The 14,853-nt window shown below is 72.0% G+C and carries 9 protein-coding genes; all 9 read left to right on the top strand.

Going from position 1 to position 14,853, the window contains the following annotated elements:
- Positions 1-64: 64 nt before the first annotated feature.
- The 9 genes from ACRAKI_RS28490 to ACRAKI_RS28450 all read left to right on the top strand — a co-directional run bounded on the left by ACRAKI_RS28490 (position 65) and on the right by ACRAKI_RS28450 (position 14,561).
- On the top strand, positions 65-913 hold the full coding sequence (locus ACRAKI_RS28490) for a helix-turn-helix domain-containing protein (protein WP_447003572.1): 849 nt from the start codon (positions 65-67) through the stop codon (positions 911-913).
- An 18-nt stretch (positions 914-931) separates the two neighbouring features.
- Positions 932-1,123, top strand: a complete 192-nt coding sequence (locus ACRAKI_RS28485; protein ID WP_447003571.1) for a DUF397 domain-containing protein — start codon at positions 932-934, stop codon at positions 1,121-1,123.
- Between the two features lie 204 nt (positions 1,124-1,327).
- Positions 1,328-1,975, top strand: coding sequence for a DedA family protein (locus tag ACRAKI_RS28480; protein ID WP_447003570.1), 648 nt, complete (start codon positions 1,328-1,330; stop codon positions 1,973-1,975).
- 457 nt (positions 1,976-2,432) lie between these two features.
- Complete coding sequence (locus ACRAKI_RS28475) at positions 2,433-5,285, top strand: BTAD domain-containing putative transcriptional regulator (RefSeq protein ID WP_447003569.1); 2,853 nt, start codon at positions 2,433-2,435, stop codon at positions 5,283-5,285.
- 163 nt (positions 5,286-5,448) lie between these two features.
- Positions 5,449-7,767 (top strand): chitinase C-terminal domain-containing protein, encoded by a 2,319-nt coding sequence (locus ACRAKI_RS28470; protein WP_447008540.1) that lies wholly within the window; start codon positions 5,449-5,451, stop codon positions 7,765-7,767.
- A gap of 180 nt (positions 7,768-7,947) precedes the next feature.
- The gene (locus ACRAKI_RS28465; protein ID WP_447003568.1) at positions 7,948-8,136 is read left to right on the top strand and encodes a hypothetical protein; all 189 of its coding nucleotides are present in this window, start codon (positions 7,948-7,950) and stop codon (positions 8,134-8,136) included.
- Positions 8,137-8,147: 11 nt separating this feature from the next.
- Positions 8,148-11,132: a helix-turn-helix transcriptional regulator gene (locus ACRAKI_RS28460; RefSeq protein ID WP_447003567.1), complete on the top strand. Its 2,985-nt coding sequence runs from the start codon at positions 8,148-8,150 to the stop codon at positions 11,130-11,132.
- Between the two features lie 161 nt (positions 11,133-11,293).
- On the top strand, positions 11,294-12,046 hold the full coding sequence (locus tag ACRAKI_RS28455; RefSeq protein WP_447003566.1) for an ABC transporter ATP-binding protein: 753 nt from the start codon (positions 11,294-11,296) through the stop codon (positions 12,044-12,046).
- Positions 12,047-12,050: 4 nt separating this feature from the next.
- Entirely contained in the window at positions 12,051-14,561 is a 2,511-nt protein-coding gene (locus tag ACRAKI_RS28450) for an ABC transporter permease (RefSeq protein ID WP_447003565.1), read from the top strand.
- Positions 14,562-14,853 lie beyond the last annotated feature (292 nt).

The following is a 14,853-nucleotide window of genomic DNA, read 5'->3' as shown; positions in this document are numbered from 1 at the left end:
TGTCGGCGGGCCACACACTGTGCGGTGTCGCCGGGGCTGGAGATCGCCGATGGAAGGTGTGCGGATGGCACGGGGCAGCAGCCCGACGTTGCGAAAGCGTCGACTGGTCAGTGAATTGCGCAGGTTGCGCGAGGCGGCGGAGTTGACGATCGAGGAGGTCGGCGAGCGGTTGGAGTGCTCCGCTTCCAAGATCAGCCGCATCGAGACCGGGCGGGTCGGTGTCACGCCGCGCGACGCCCGCGACATGCTCGTCGCCTACGGGGCCGATCCGGCGACGCTGGAGGAGCTCGTGCAACTGGCCCGTGAAGCGCGGCGCAAGGCGTGGTGGGACGAGTTCGGCGATATCGCGCCGGGCCGTTACGTCGGGTTCGAGGCGGACGCCGAATCGGTGCGCACCTATCAAGGGCTGATGGTGCCCGGACTGCTCCAGTGCGAGGAGTACACCAGGGCGTTGATCCGGGAGGTGCTGCCCGACGCCGCGCCCGCCGAGGTGGACCGGCGGGTGGCGTTGCGCAAGGCGCGGCAGGCGTTGCTGCTGGAGGACGATCCGCTGCGGTTGCACGTGGTGATCGACGAAGCCGCCTTGCGACGACTGGTGGGCGGCCGGGAGGTGATGGGTGGGCAATTGCGGCGACTCCGCGAAGTCGGAGAACTGCCGAACATCACCCTGCAGGTTGTCCCCTTCGAGTCGGGTGGACATGCCGCGATGGACGGACCGTTCGTGATCCTGACGTTTCCCGAGCACCTGGATCCGGACGTGGTATACATCGAAAGCACACATGGCGACGTCTATTTGGAGCAGTCCTCGGACGTCGTCAGGTATGCCGACATGTTCGCGCGGCTTTGCGCGGAATCGCTCGACCCGACCGCGTCGTCCGCGCTGATCGGGCGGGTGGCGCGCGAGCTCGGCTGAAATCCGAGGTGAATTTCCATGCAACGGGAATGGCGCAAGAGCACGAGGTCGTCGGCGGGTGGTGCGGAGTGCGTGGAAATCGCGCTCGACCCGACCGGGGCCGGTGTTCGCGACTCGAAGAACCGGGCCGGCGGTGAGTTGGGCTTCGGCGTCACGCCGTGGTCCCGATTCGTCGGCACGGCGAAGGGCGGCGCGGTCGACTCGCGCTGAGAGAATCGTTCCGCCGGTGGTGGTTCGGGGACGCGCCCCGGGTGCGTCCCCCGACTTCTGTCAGGGCCCGTACGACCGTGGTCTGGTGGCCGGTCAGCCCTTGGTCCGATGCGCCCGGCGGTGACATCGCGGTGGACTCCCCTTGGCCTGCACCCCGGTGCGGGCTCTTGATCTTCACAGTCATGATCCACAGGGGGATGAACCATGGCCTTGCTGACCGACGCCCTGGAAGGGCTCGCCGGTCTGCCCCAACCCGCCGTGCTCGCGGTGACGGGCGCGTTGACGTTGGCGGAGTGCACGTTGGGCGTGGGGTTCATCGCGCCGGGGGAGAGCGCGCTGCTGCTGGCGGCCACCACCGCGACGACCGTGCCGCGCTTCCTGGTGATGTGGCTGGTGGTGTCGGTGTGCGCGATCGCCGGTGACAGCATCGGCTACTTCCTCGGGCGCGAGTACGGTGACCGGCTGCGGGACAGCAAGATCGTGCGCAGGGTCGGTCAGGAGCACTGGGACAAGGCGGGGGCGCTGCTGCGGCGGCGTGGTGCCTGGGCCGTGTTCTTCGCCCGGTTCATGCCGGTGGTGCGGACGTTGGTGCCGGCGTCGGCGGGTGCGTCGAAGCTGGAGTACCGCCGGTTCCTGCCCGCGTCGATCGCGGGCGCGGTGAGCTGGTCCGCGTTGCACATCGGGATCGGGTCGGCAGCGGGCGCGTCGGCGAAGTACGTCGAGTCCGCGTTCAACGGCGTGATGTGGGTGCTGATGGCCGTCGCGATCGTGGTCGGCGTCGTCGTCGTGCTGCGCCGCCGTCGCGCGGCTGCCAAGGCGAACGAGCCGCGAGAGCTGTCCGAAGTCGCCTGACCCCCGCGTGAGTCCTACGTCCAGAACGCGACGGTGGGACTCGCGGTGCTTGAGTGCGCGACTCGCGGTGTCCGAGTGGAGGACTCGCGGGGGTGGGCGTGCTGAAAGGGCCGCGGCCGGGGGTTCGGATCCCGGTCGCGGCCCTTTCAACTGGGGGAGGGCAAGGAGGTGGGTCGTCCCCTACCGGACGACCCCTCTCCGGTGGAGAAGGGGACGAGGGCGGGCCGGCGTTCCGCCGCCGCGGGCTGGATGCCCCTTGCACGCCGGCCTGCCCTCGTCGTTCAGGGAGAGCAGCGGATGTTCCGCTGTCTGGTCCAACCTCGCTCACCGGGGTTCGCCCTGTGTGGTTGGTCGGACACGCTTAGCGTAAGAATGCGGCTACAGGACGACTGGAGCCCGACTGAAGTGATCTCCTAGGCTCCTTCGTGGGGTTCGACTTTCGACGAAGGATCGGTCGGTGGCAGACGGCGGCGGAGAGCGCTTGCGGTTCGAGGTGCTCGGCCTTCTCCGGGCGGTGCGCGGCGGCGTGGAGGTCGATCTCGGCGCCGCCAAGCAGCGCGCCGTGCTGGCGGTGCTGCTGCTCGCCCGCAACGCGCCGGTCAGCCGGGGTCAGATCATCGAGGCGGTCTGGGGCGACAACACCCCCACCAGCGCGGTCAACCTGGTGCAGACCTACGTGGCGGGCCTGCGGCGAGCGCTGGAACCGCGGCGGGCCCGCCGGGCGCCGGCCGAGCTGCTGACCTCCGTCGGTGACGGCTACCTGCTGCGGGTCGACCCGAACGCGGTGGACCTGGACGAGTTCGAACGCGGCGTGGCGGCGGCGGCCCGGCTCCGCTCGACCGGCGACCTGGTCGCGGCGGCCACCGCCCTGGACCAGGCCCTCGACCTGTGGCGCGGTGAACCGCTCGGCGGCGTCGCCGGGCTGTTCGCCGAGGTCGAGCGCGGCCGGCTGGCCGAACGGAGGCTGGCGGTGCTGGAGGAACGGGCCGAACTGCTGCTGCTGATCGGACGCGGCGCAGAACTGGTGCCGTCCCTGACCACGCTCATCGGCGAACACCCGTTGCGCGAACGCGGCCACGGCCTGCTGATGCGCGCCCTGTGCCAGGCGGGACGGCAGGCCGAGGCGCTGGCGGTCTACCGCGACGCACGCCGGGTGCTGGTCGAGGAGCTGGGCGTCGAGCCCGGTCCGGAGTTGCGCAAGCTCCAGCAGGCCGTGCTGTCCGGCGAGAACCCCGAGCCCGAACGCCCGACCCGGCCGATGACGCTGCGCCCCGTGGGCGAGTCGAGGCCCGCCATCACGCCCGCGCAGCTGCCGCGCGCCTCGGCGACGCTGATCGGCCGCGACGACGAGCTGGAGAAGCTGGACGGCCTGCTGGCCGCGCACCCCGACGGCGGCCTGGTGCTCGTCGTGACGGGCCCCGCCGGCGTGGGCAAGACGGCGCTCGCCCTGCACTGGGCGCAGACCCTCCGCGAGGACTTCCCGGACGGTCAGCTGTACGTGGACCTGCACGGCTACGACCCGAACCAGGAGCCGTTGGGCGCGGGCGAGGTGCTGAGCCGGTTCCTGCGCACGCTGGGCGTGCCGTCACCGGACATCCCGGTCACCGCGGAGGAGCGGTCGGCGCTGTTCCGGACGCTCATCGCGGACCGCCGCATGGTGGTGATGCTCGACAACGCCCGCGGCTCGACCGAGCTGCTGCCCCTGCTGCCCGGCCCGCCGTCGTGCGTCGTGGTGACGTCCCGCCGGCGGTTGGTCGGGCTGGTAGCGCACGCCGAGGCACGGCTGGTCGAGCTGGACATGCTGGACCTGGACGCGTCGGTGGCCGTGGTGGGCCGGATCGCGGGCCGGGACGGGACGGAGGCCGCCGCGCTGCGCCGGCTGGCCGTGCTGTGCGACGGCCTGCCGCTGGCACTGCGGATCGCGGCGGCCCGGCTGGCGGTCGCGCCGACGTTGCGGGTCGCCGAACTCGTCGCCGAGCTGGACGACGAGCACGGCCGGCTGGCGGCGCTGGGCCTGGAGGACGAGGACTCGACGGTCCGCGCGGCGCTGGACGCGTCACGCCGGGCGCTGTCGCCGCTGCCCGCGCGCCTGCTGGCGTTGCTGGGCCTGCACCCCGGCCCGGACGTGACGGCGTTCGTGGTGGCCGCCATGGCACGTGTGCGGGTCGGCGAGGCGCAGCGCGCGCTGGACGCGTTGACGGCGGCGAACCTGCTGTCGGTGAACGAGCCGGGCCGGTACGGGGCGCACGACCTGGTGCGCGTCTACACCCGGACGTTGGCGGCCGAGCTGCCCGCGGAGGTCCGGAACGAGGCGACCGGCCGGATGCTGGACTACTACCTGCACTGCGCGGACCTCGCGGACGGTCAGCTGCCGGTCGGCCGGGGCAGTGTGCGGGTGGCGCCCGAGCACGTGCCGGTGGAGCTGCCGAAGCTGTCCGGTCCGGCCGCCGCGACCGCCTGGCTGGACGCCGAGCAGGGCAACATCATCGCCGCCGCCGAGCTGGCCGCCGCGCCGGCCGCGGCCCCGGAGTGGCCGGTGCACGCGTGGCAGCTGCCGTACACGCTGTCGCGGTTCCTGTGGCTGCGCGCGGACCGGACGACGTGGCTGCGCACCACGGAGGCCGCGTTGCAGGCGGCCATGACGCTCGGCGACCCCGAGGCGAAGTTCGTGATGCTGTTCAACCTCGGCATCGTGCTGGCCCAGTTCCAGCGGATGGACGAGTCGCTGGCCCGGCACCGCGAGGCGCTGGACGTGGCGCGCGCGTCGGGTGACCTGAAGGCGCAGGCCAGGGCGTTGACGACGGTCGCGGACATGTTGGCGTTCCTGGGCCGGCTGGACGAGTCCGAGGCGTCGTACAAGGAGGCTCTGGACGTGAGCCGGTCCGCCGGGTCGCGGTGGGCGGAGGCGAACGCGCACCACAACCTGGGGCTGCTGCACCTGTCGTCACGGCGGTACGGCGACGCCAGGACGTGGCTGCGGGCGGCCCTGACGATGTACCGGGAGGTCGGCGAGCAGTGCGGGGAGTCGACCTGTCACACGGACCTCGCCATGGTGCTGCTGGAGTCGGGCGAGGAGGGGGAGGCCCTGGCGTCGGCGCGCACGGCGCTGTCGGTCGCCTCGGCCGCCGCGAGCCCGTACCACCAGGCGATGGCGCACGACCGGCTGGCGACCGTGTTCGACCGGCTGGGCCTGCCGGGCGCGGTGGCGCACTGGCAGCGCGCGCTGGCGCTGTTCACCGAGCTGAACGCCCCGGAGTCGGACCAGGTGCGCGAGCGCCTGGCCCGCGCCCGCGCCACCACCACCGTCTGACACCCCGCCGGCACCCGCGGGAACACGTCCCTGATCGGTCGAGTGGTCTGGACCTATTGACAACGAGGTCTAGACCTATTTACGTTTCCGTCAGCTGCGTCGTGGCCGCCGCCTCGTGCAGGAGGAGTCGGTCGTGTCCCAGAGAACCAGGTTGTTGCCGCTGATGGCGTTGCTCGCCACGGTGGCCGGACTAGTAGTGGCGGTCGCGTCCCCGTCCCCGTCCAGTGCCGCCACCGGTGAGGAGTGCCGCCCGGACGGCCTCTACCAGACGCCCGGCGTCGCCGTGCCGTACTGCTCCGTCTACGACACCGAAGGCCGGGAGTCGATGGGCGCCGCCCACTCCCGCCGCGTGATCGGCTACTTCACCAGCTGGCGCACGGGCCGCAACGGCTCGCCCGCCTACCTGGCGTCCGACATCCCGTGGACCAAGGTCACCCACCTCAACTACGCGTTCGCGCACCTCGACGCCCAGTACCGGGTCTCGGTCGGCCCGGACGGCCCGGACAACGCGTCCACCGGCATGACCTGGCCGGGCGTCGAGCTCGACCCGTCCCTGCCGTACAAGGGCCACTTCAACCTGCTGAACAAGTACAAGAAGCAGTACCCGGACGTGAAGACGCTGATCTCGGTCGGCGGCTGGGCGGAGACCGGCGGCTTCCTCGACCCGGACGGGTCGCGCAACGCCAACGGCGGGTTCTACAAGCTCGGGGCGCAACCGCAGTCCACGGTGGACGCGTTCGCCGACTCCGCCGTGCAGTTCATCCGCACGTACGGGTTCAACGGCGTGGACATCGACTACGAGTACGCCACGTCGAACAACCACGCGGGCAACCCCGACGACTTCTGGATCTCCAACGCCAACCGCGGCACGCTGTGGGCCGGCTACGAGAAGATCATGAAGACGCTGCGGGAGAAGCTGGACCGCGCGTCCCAGCAGGACGGCAAGCACTACCTGCTCACCGCCGCCGTGCCCGCCTCGGGCTGGTTGCTGCGCGGGCAGGAGGCCTACCAGGTCACCCGCTACCTCGACTACCTGAACGTGATGAGCTACGACCTGCACGGCTCGTGGAACCACTTCGTCGGCCCGAACGCCGCGCTCTACGACGACGGCAAGGACGGCGAGCTCACCGCCGGCGGCGTCTACACCGCGCCGCAGTACGAGGGCATGGGCTACCTGAACACCGACTGGGCGTACCACTACTACCGCGGCGCGATGCAGGCCGGCCGGATCAACATCGGCGTCCCCTTCTACAGCCGCGGCTGGCAGGGCGTCACCGGCGGCACGAACGGGCTGTGGGGCCGGGCCGCGCTGCCCGACCAGACGAAGTGCCCCGCCGGCACCGGCTCGACCGTCGGCTCGACCACCCCGTGCGGCAACGGCGCCGTCGGCATCGACAACCTGTGGCACGACTCGACCGCCGGTGGCGCCGAGGTCCCGTCCGGCGTGAACCCCATGTGGCACGCCAAGAACCTCGAGAACGAGATCACGCCGGACTACCTGGCGCAGCACGGCCTGGACCCGGCGAACGACCCGACCGACCGCGTCACCGGCTCGTACAACCGGTTCTACGACAGCACGCTCACCTCGCCGTGGCTGTGGAACGCGGACAAGAAGGTGTTCCTGTCCACCGAGGACGAGCAGTCCATCGCGGCCAAGGCGAAGTACGTGGCGGACAAGGGCATCGGCGGCATCATGATCTGGGAACTGGCGGGTGACTACCGCTTCGACGCCGCCAAGGGCCAGTACACCGTCGGCGACACCCTGCTCACCAAGATCAACGAAGGCCTGCGCGGCGCGGCCCCGTACGGTGCGCGCAAGGCGGCCGGGACGACGCCGAGCCAGGTGCTGGACGTGAGCGCCACCGTCTCCGGGTTCGCGCTCGGCGACAGCAACTACCCGATCACGCCGAAGCTGAAGATCACCAACAACTCGACCACCACGCTGCCGGGCGGCACGAAGATCGAGTTCGACTACGGCACCAGCGCGCCGGGCAGCATGGCCGACCAGTCCGGGTTCGGGCTCCGGGTGACCGCCAAGGGCCACTCGGGCAGCAACGTCGGCGGGCTGAAGGGCGACTTCCAGCACGTCGAGCTGACGCTGCCGACGTGGCAAGCGCTTGCGCCCGGCGCGTCGGTGGACGTGGCGCTGAGCTACCAGCTGCCGATCGCGTCCCCGTCGAACTTCAAGCTCACGTTCGGCGGCAAGTCCTACGCCATCGCCTCCGACCACCCGCGTGGCGGCGGCGGCGGCACGGACCCGACCACTACGACCACCACCACCAGCACCACGACGACCACGACCACGACCACGACGAGCCGGCCGAGCTGCACCGTGCCCGCGTGGGACCGCGCCAAGGTCTACAACGGCGGCAACGAGGTCTCCCACGGCGCCAAGCGCTGGCAGGCGAAGTGGTGGACGCAGGGCGAGGAGCCCGGCACGACCGGCGAGTGGGGGGTCTGGCGCGACCTCGGCGCCTGCTGAGGCCTCCCCGACGTGCCGCGACCGCCCACCTGAGGCATCCCTTACCCGCCGTCTGCTGTCCCTTACGGCGGCGGGTAAGGGGACCAACACCTCAACCCACGTGAACGACCGATGCCCGCCCCGGTCCCTCAGGACGACTCTTCGTGTCATCAGAGAAGCGGACGACACGAGGAGCGAGTCATGGACTGGACGACCGAGGGCCTGCGGGCGGAGATCGACTACCGGCAGGCCGCTCTGCGAGCGGACGCCGCGCACTACCGGGTCGGCCGGCAGTCGCTCCCGGCCAGGCGGTCGTGGTGGCGGCGGCTGGGTCACCGTCCCGGCCCGGATCTGCCGGTGGACCGGAATGGCCACCGCGACGCCGCCTGAGGTGTGACAGCATGCCTGGTGTGGCACGCCTCGGTTCCGGAATCCCGTTGGTGGCGCGTAGCCGGGAGATGACCAGGCTGCGCGCCGCCCTCGACGAAGCCGTTCACGGCACGGCGGGCGCGGTCCTGCTCTCCGGTGACGCGGGAGTCGGCAAGACGCGGGTGGTGGACGAGCTGACCGCGGCGGCGGGTGACGCGCTCGTGCTCACCGGTCGCTGCCTGGACATCGGCGAGACCGGCCTCCCGTACCTGCCCTTCACCGAGGCGTTGGGGCAGGTGCGGGACGCCGGCCTGCTCGACGTGGCCGCCCGGCCCGCCCTCGGCCTGCTGCTGCCGGAGCTGGCGCTGCCGCCCGGCCACGACGTCAACCAGGGTGTGTCCGGCCTCCCGTCGCACCTGGTCGGCCGCCGTCCCGAGCAGGACGTCGGCCAGCTCCAGCTGTTCGACGCGGTGTACGGGCTGCTGTGCGACCTGGCCGAGCAGCGGCCGGTGCTGCTGGTGCTGGAGGACCTGCACTGGGCCGACGCGTCCACCCGTTACCTGCTGTCGTTCCTGCTCTCCCGGCTGCGCTCGCAGCGGCTGCTGATCATCGGCAGCTACCGCTCCGACGACCTGCACCGCAGCCACCCGTTGCGGCCGCTGCTCAACGAGCTGGTCCGGCTGCCCGCCGTGCGACGGCTCGACCTGACCCCGCTGAGCGCGATCGACGCCCGCTCGTTCGTCGCCGCGCTGGCCGACGACCTGCCCGACCACGTGGTGCTGGAGGTCGCCGAGCGCTCGGACGGCAACCCGTTCTTCGCCGAGGAGCTGATCGCGGTCGCCGCCTGCTGCGCCGGCCAGGTGCCGGGGACGCTCGCCGAGGTGCTGCTGGCCCGGATCGAACGCCTGTCCCCGGACGCGCAGCGCGTGGTGCGGGTCGCCTCGGTCGGCGGCCGGTCGGTGCGCCACGACCTTCTGCGCGACGTGGCCGGCATGGACGACGTCGTCCTGGACGGCGCGCTGCGCGAGGCCGTGCAGCACCACGTGCTGCTGATCAACAACGACGAGGTGTACACGTTCCGGCACGCGTTGCTGCGCGAGACCGTCTACCTCGACCTGCTGCCCGGTGAACGCGTGCGGCTGCACGCGGCGTACGCCGACCGGCTCGCCTCGTCGGGCGACCGGGGCGCCGCCGCCGCGCTGGCCCACCACAGCCTGGAGTCGCACGACCTGGCCCGTGCGCTGCGGGCGTCGGTGGACGCGTCGCACGAGGCGCAGGCCGCCGGTGCGCCCGCCGAGTCGCTGCGGCACCTGGAGCAGGCGTTGAAGCTGTGGCCGGGGGTGCCCGCCGGTGACCGGCCGGCCGGCCTGACCGAGCAGGAGTTGCTGCGGAGCGCGTCGTGGGCCGCGGGGACGGCCGGTCAGCCGGAGCGCGCCATCGCGTTCGCCCGCACCGGCACGACGGTCGTGGACGAGTCCGACCCGGAGGGCGCGGCCGTGATGTGGCGGCGCTTCGCTCAGGCGTTGCAGGTGCTCGACGGCACGGACGACGAGAAGTACCACGCGGTGGAGGAGGCGTGGCGGCTGGTCCGGGACCGGCCCGCGAGCCCGGCCCGCGCGTGGGTGCTGGCGGTGTGGGCGGCGGCGCTGCGGCACGACCGCAAGTACGTCGAAGCCCGTGAACGTGCCGAGATGGCGGTGGCGGACGGTCGTGCGTCGGGCGCGGAGTCGGCGGTGGCGGACGCGTTGACCACGCTGGGGCTGCTGGACGAGCCGGAGGGCGAGGTGCCCCGGGCGCGTGAGCACCTGATGGCGTCGGTGGCCTGCGCGATGGAGGCGAAGGCGGTCAGCACCGAGCTGCGCGCCCGGTACTTCCTCGGTCTGCACCACTACGACCTCGGGGAGCTGGCCGAGGCCGGGCGGGTGTTCGACGAGGGCGTGGCGCGGGCCAAGGAGACCGGGCTGACGTGGAGTTCGTTCGGCCTGGAGCTGCGCATCCTCCAGGTGCTGACCAGGTACTACCGGGGTGAGTGGGACGGTGCGGCGACGGCCGCCGAACCGCCCGGCCTGCGGGTGTCGAGCACGGTGTCCGCGCGGTTGGCGGCGGCGGGCACGCACGTGGCGGTCAGCCGGGGCGAGTTCGAGCAGGCCGAGCGGATGATCCGGGAGCTGCGCGCGGACTGGCACCGTGACCTGCAGATCGCGCTGATCACCGGTGGCACGGGTGCGGAGTTGGCGTTGTGGCGGGGGCAGCCGGAGCTGGCGGTGGACCGGGTCGCGGAGGCGATCAGCTGGTCGCGTCGTGAGGGCGAGTGGATGCTGGCCGGTATCCGGCTGGCCGCGCTGGGCGTGGCGGGGTACGTGGAGCTGGCCGCGCGGGCACGGCGCCGGCGGGACTCCGCGGGGGAGGAGGAGGAAGCCGTGCGGGCCGGTCGGGAGCTGGCGTCGTACGCGCGCACGACGGTGGAGATGGGCGCACCGCGCACGGGGGTGCTGGGGCCGGAGGGGACGGCCTGGCTGGCGCGGGTGGCGGCGGAGGAGTCGCGGTTGACCGGGCCGGGTGACCCGGAGCTGTGGCGGCGTGCGGTGGACGGTTTCGGCTACGGGTCGGTGTTCGAGCAGGCCGTGTGCCGGTGGCGGCTGGCGGAGGCGCTGCTGGCGGCGGACCGGCGGGACGAGGCGGCGGCGGAGCTGCGGCCGGCCAGCGCGGTGGCCGACGAGCTGGGCGCGGCGCCGCTGCGCGAGGCGTTGGACCTGGTGGCGAGGCGGGCGCGGGTGGCGTTGCGCGACGTCGGCCCACGTGACCGCGTCGACCCGTTCACGCCGCGCGAGCGCTCGGTCCTCGAACTGGTCGCCCAGGGTCGCACCAACCGCCAGGTCGGCGAAGAGCTGTACATCTCGGAGAAGACCGTCAGCGTCCACTTGAGCCGGATCATGTCCAAGCTGGGCGCGAGCCGCCGCGCCGAAGCCGTGGCCAACGCCTTCGACCGCGGCCTCCTGGACCTCCCCGACCCGTGAGTCCCACGTTCTGAACGCGGGACTCGCGCGGAGGGTCAGACCGGGGGACTAGGGGCGTCATCCCGGCGGTTGACGTGCGGTTCCGCCGTCGGCGTGACGACCGGGCACGGGAGCGCCGCCTAGCTTTCTCCACGTCCGGGGAAGCTAGGGAATGAGGGAGCATGTCCGCACTGGTGTCCGACGTCGGGACCCGCACCGCTGTAGCCGCCGAGGACCTGGTGAAGGTGTACGGCAAGGGCGACACCGCCGTCCGGGCGCTGGACGGGGTCAGCGTCGCCTTCACAGCGGGCCGGTTCACCGCCATCATGGGCCCGTCCGGGTCCGGCAAGTCCACCCTGATGCACTGCCTCGCCGGGCTGGACAACGTCGACGGCGGAAAGGTGCACGTCGGCGGCACGGAGATCACCTCGCTCGGCGACAAGGAGCTGACCAAGCTGCGCCGCGACCGGGTCGGCTTCGTCTTCCAGGCGTTCAACCTCCTGCCCACGCTCAGCGCCGAGGCGAACATCCTGCTCGGCCTCGAACTGGCCGGCCGCAAGCCCGACCGCGAGTGGTTCGACACGATCGTGGACGTCCTCGGCCTGCGCGACCGCCTCAAGCACAAGCCCAGTGAGCTGTCCGGCGGCCAGCAGCAGCGCGTGGCCTGCGCCCGCGCCCTGGTCTCACGCCCCGACGTGGTGTTCGCCGACGAACCCACCGGCAACCTCGACTCCCGCTCCGGCGCGGAGGTGCTGGACTTCCTGCGCATGTCCGTGCGCAAGCTCGGCCAGACGGTGATCATGGTGACGCACGACCCGGTGGCCGCCTCCTACGCCGACCGCGTGGTGCTGCTCGCCGACGGCAGGCCGGCCGGCGAGATCGACCGCCCGACCACCGACTCCGTGCTGTCCGCGCTCAAGCACCTGGGGGCGTGACCTGATGCTGCGCACGATCATCGCGGGTCTCAAGGCCCGCACCGCGCGGCTCGTGCTGTCCTCGGTGGCGATCGCCCTCGGCGTCGCCTTCGTGACGGGCACGCTGGTGCTCGGCGACGCCATGAAGGCGAGCCTCCAGGACGAATTCGCCAAGAGCGCCCGCAACGTGGACGTCTCGGTCACCGTGTCCGGCGAATCGCCCGACGTGGAGGGGATCACCCCCGAAACGCTGGCGGCGATCCGCAATGCGCCGGGCGTGGAGGCAGCCGACACGCGCGGCTTCCAAACCGTGCCGGTGCTCGCGGCCAACGGCAAGGCCAAGCCTGCCTGGGCGGTTCCCCTGGCCACCAACGAGAAGCTGAGCGAGTACGACCTGACGGAGGGGCGCTACCCCACGTCGCCCGACGAGATCGCGGTCGACAAGCGCACCGCCGCCACCGCCAAGTTCACCATCGGCCGGCCGGTCGTGCTGCTGGGCAAGGACGACAAGCAGCACACCTACACGCTCGTCGGCACGTACCAGCAGGGCACGAACTCGGTCTCGTTGTCCGGCTACGACCACATCGGACTGACCCCCGAGGCGTTCCAGGCGTTGGAGCCCGAGCGCCCGCCCTACCAGGTCGTCGCCACCGCCGCGGCCGGCTTCACCCAGCAGCAGGTCGTGGACAGCGTCCGCGAAGCCGTTGGCGACAACGGGTTCACGATCCAGAGCGGCGAGCAGCTGACCGAGGAGGCGCTGGCGCGGGTCGAGTCCCAGTCGGGCGGGTTCACCGCGGTCCTGCTGGCGTTCGCGCTGATCGCGCTCGTCGTCGCGGCCATGGTCATCTACAACACGTTCACCATCCTGGTCGCCCAGCGCACCCGCGAGCTGGCCCTGATGCGGTGCGTCGGCGCGAGCCGCGGCCAGGTGTTCCGCAGTGTGCTGGCCGAGGCGCTGGTCATGGGCCTGACGGCGTCGGTGATCGGCTTGTTCGGCGGCATCGGCGTGTCCGCGCTGCTGCAACGGGTGATCTTCTCGTTCGGCGACGGCGGCTCCGGTGCGGTGTACCTGCCGGTGACGGTGACGACGGTGCTCGCCGCGTTCGCGGTCGGCACGCTGGTGACCGTGCTCGCCGCGGTGCTGCCCGCCCGCAAGGCGACCCGGGTCGCACCGGTGGCCGCGCTGCGCAGCCAGCCCGACAGCGGCGAGGAGGTCGCCCGGACCGGCGTGGTGCGCGTGCTGACCGCCGTGCTGTTCGCGGTGATCGGCGTCGGCGCGGTCGTGTTCGGCATGAGCGTGGACAACGAGGAAGCCGCGGTGCTCATCAGCGGCTCCGGCACGATGGCGCTGCTGGCCTCGGTGCTCGTGCTGGGCCCGCTGCTGGTCGGCCCGGTCAACCGGGTGCTCGGCGCGCTGCCGCGGGCGGTGCTGGGCGTGCCCGCCAAGCTCGCCTCCGCCAACGCGGGCCGCAACCCCAAGCGCACCGCCGCGACGACCGCCGCGCTGATGATCGGCGTGACGATCGTGGCGCTGGTGACCGTGGTCGCCAACAGCGCCAAGGAGACCGCCAACGCGGAGATCGACGAGCGGATGCCCGCCGACTACACGGTGTCGTCCGCGGTCCACGACCGGCCGCTGCCCCACGAGCTGGCCACGCAGCTGGCCGCCGTGCCGGAGGTGGCGAAGGTCGCGCCGACCACCGTGGTCTACGGCGATCGCGAGTACTTCATCGGCATCCCCCGTGACGCGCTCGGCGACCTGTTCCGGCCGACCGTCACCAAGGGCTCGCTCGCCGACCTCGGCGACGGCGCGGTGGCGGTGAGCGCCGACTACGCCAAGCGGACCAACGTGTCCGTCGGCTCCACGGTGACGATCGACGCGGCGGAGGGCGGGGCGCAGGATCTGGAGGTCGTCGCGGTGGTCGAAGGGCAGCGGCTGTCCGACGGCATCATGACGATGGAGACGTCGTTGCGCTTCCCGCGGGCAGCCGAGGGCTACGAGAGCATCCTGGTGAAGCTCAAGGACGGCGTCGAGAACGGGCGTGCGGCGGTGGAACGGGTCACCGACCCCTCGCCGCTGGCCTCGCTGGACAGCGCCGCGGAGACCAAGGAGCAGCTGAACCAGCAGCTCAACCAGGTGCTGACCTTCGTCTGGGCGCTCATCGGGCTGGCCGTGCTGATCGCGTTGTTCGGCATCGCCAACACGCTGACGCTGTCGGTGCTGGAGCGGACCCGCGAGTCGGCGCTGCTGCGGGCGCTCGGCCTGACGCGCGGCCAGCTGCGGCTGATGCTGGTGGTCGAGTCGGTGCTGATGGCGTTGATGGGCGCGGCGATCGGCCTGCTGCTGGGCGTCGGCTTCGGCTGGGTGATCACCCAGTCGCTGTCCACCGACACCATCTCCGTCGATTTGGTCGTGCCGTTCGGGCAGATCGGCGTGATGCTCGCGGGCGCCGTCATCGCGGCCGTCGTGGCCGCGGCGCTGCCCGCCCGGCGCGCCGCCCGGACCTCGGTCGTCGCGGGGATGGCCGAGGCGTAGAAAACCCCGGTGGCCCGCTCCTCGGGGGAGGAACGGGCCACCGGGGCACGCGCGGCCGATGCGATGCGCGTCACAGGATTTCTTGCGAGCACGCGTCACATCCGGGCCCGGAAGGCCTCTAACAGGGTGCCGGATGGCCCGGGCGAGGGCCGGGCCATCCGGCACCCTCCAGCTTCCACCCGGTCCACCGCGGCGGCTCACGCGTTGTGTGAGTCGCCGTCACTTTGAGCGCACAAGAGCGCTTCAGAATGTTGCGGAACGGTGTCGACCGGTACTTCCCGGGTTGACAGCA

It is taken from the genome of Saccharothrix isguenensis (assembly GCF_052936305.1).
The sequence above is the reverse complement of the archived record's forward strand: the minus strand, read 5'-3'. Positions and strand labels throughout refer to the sequence as shown.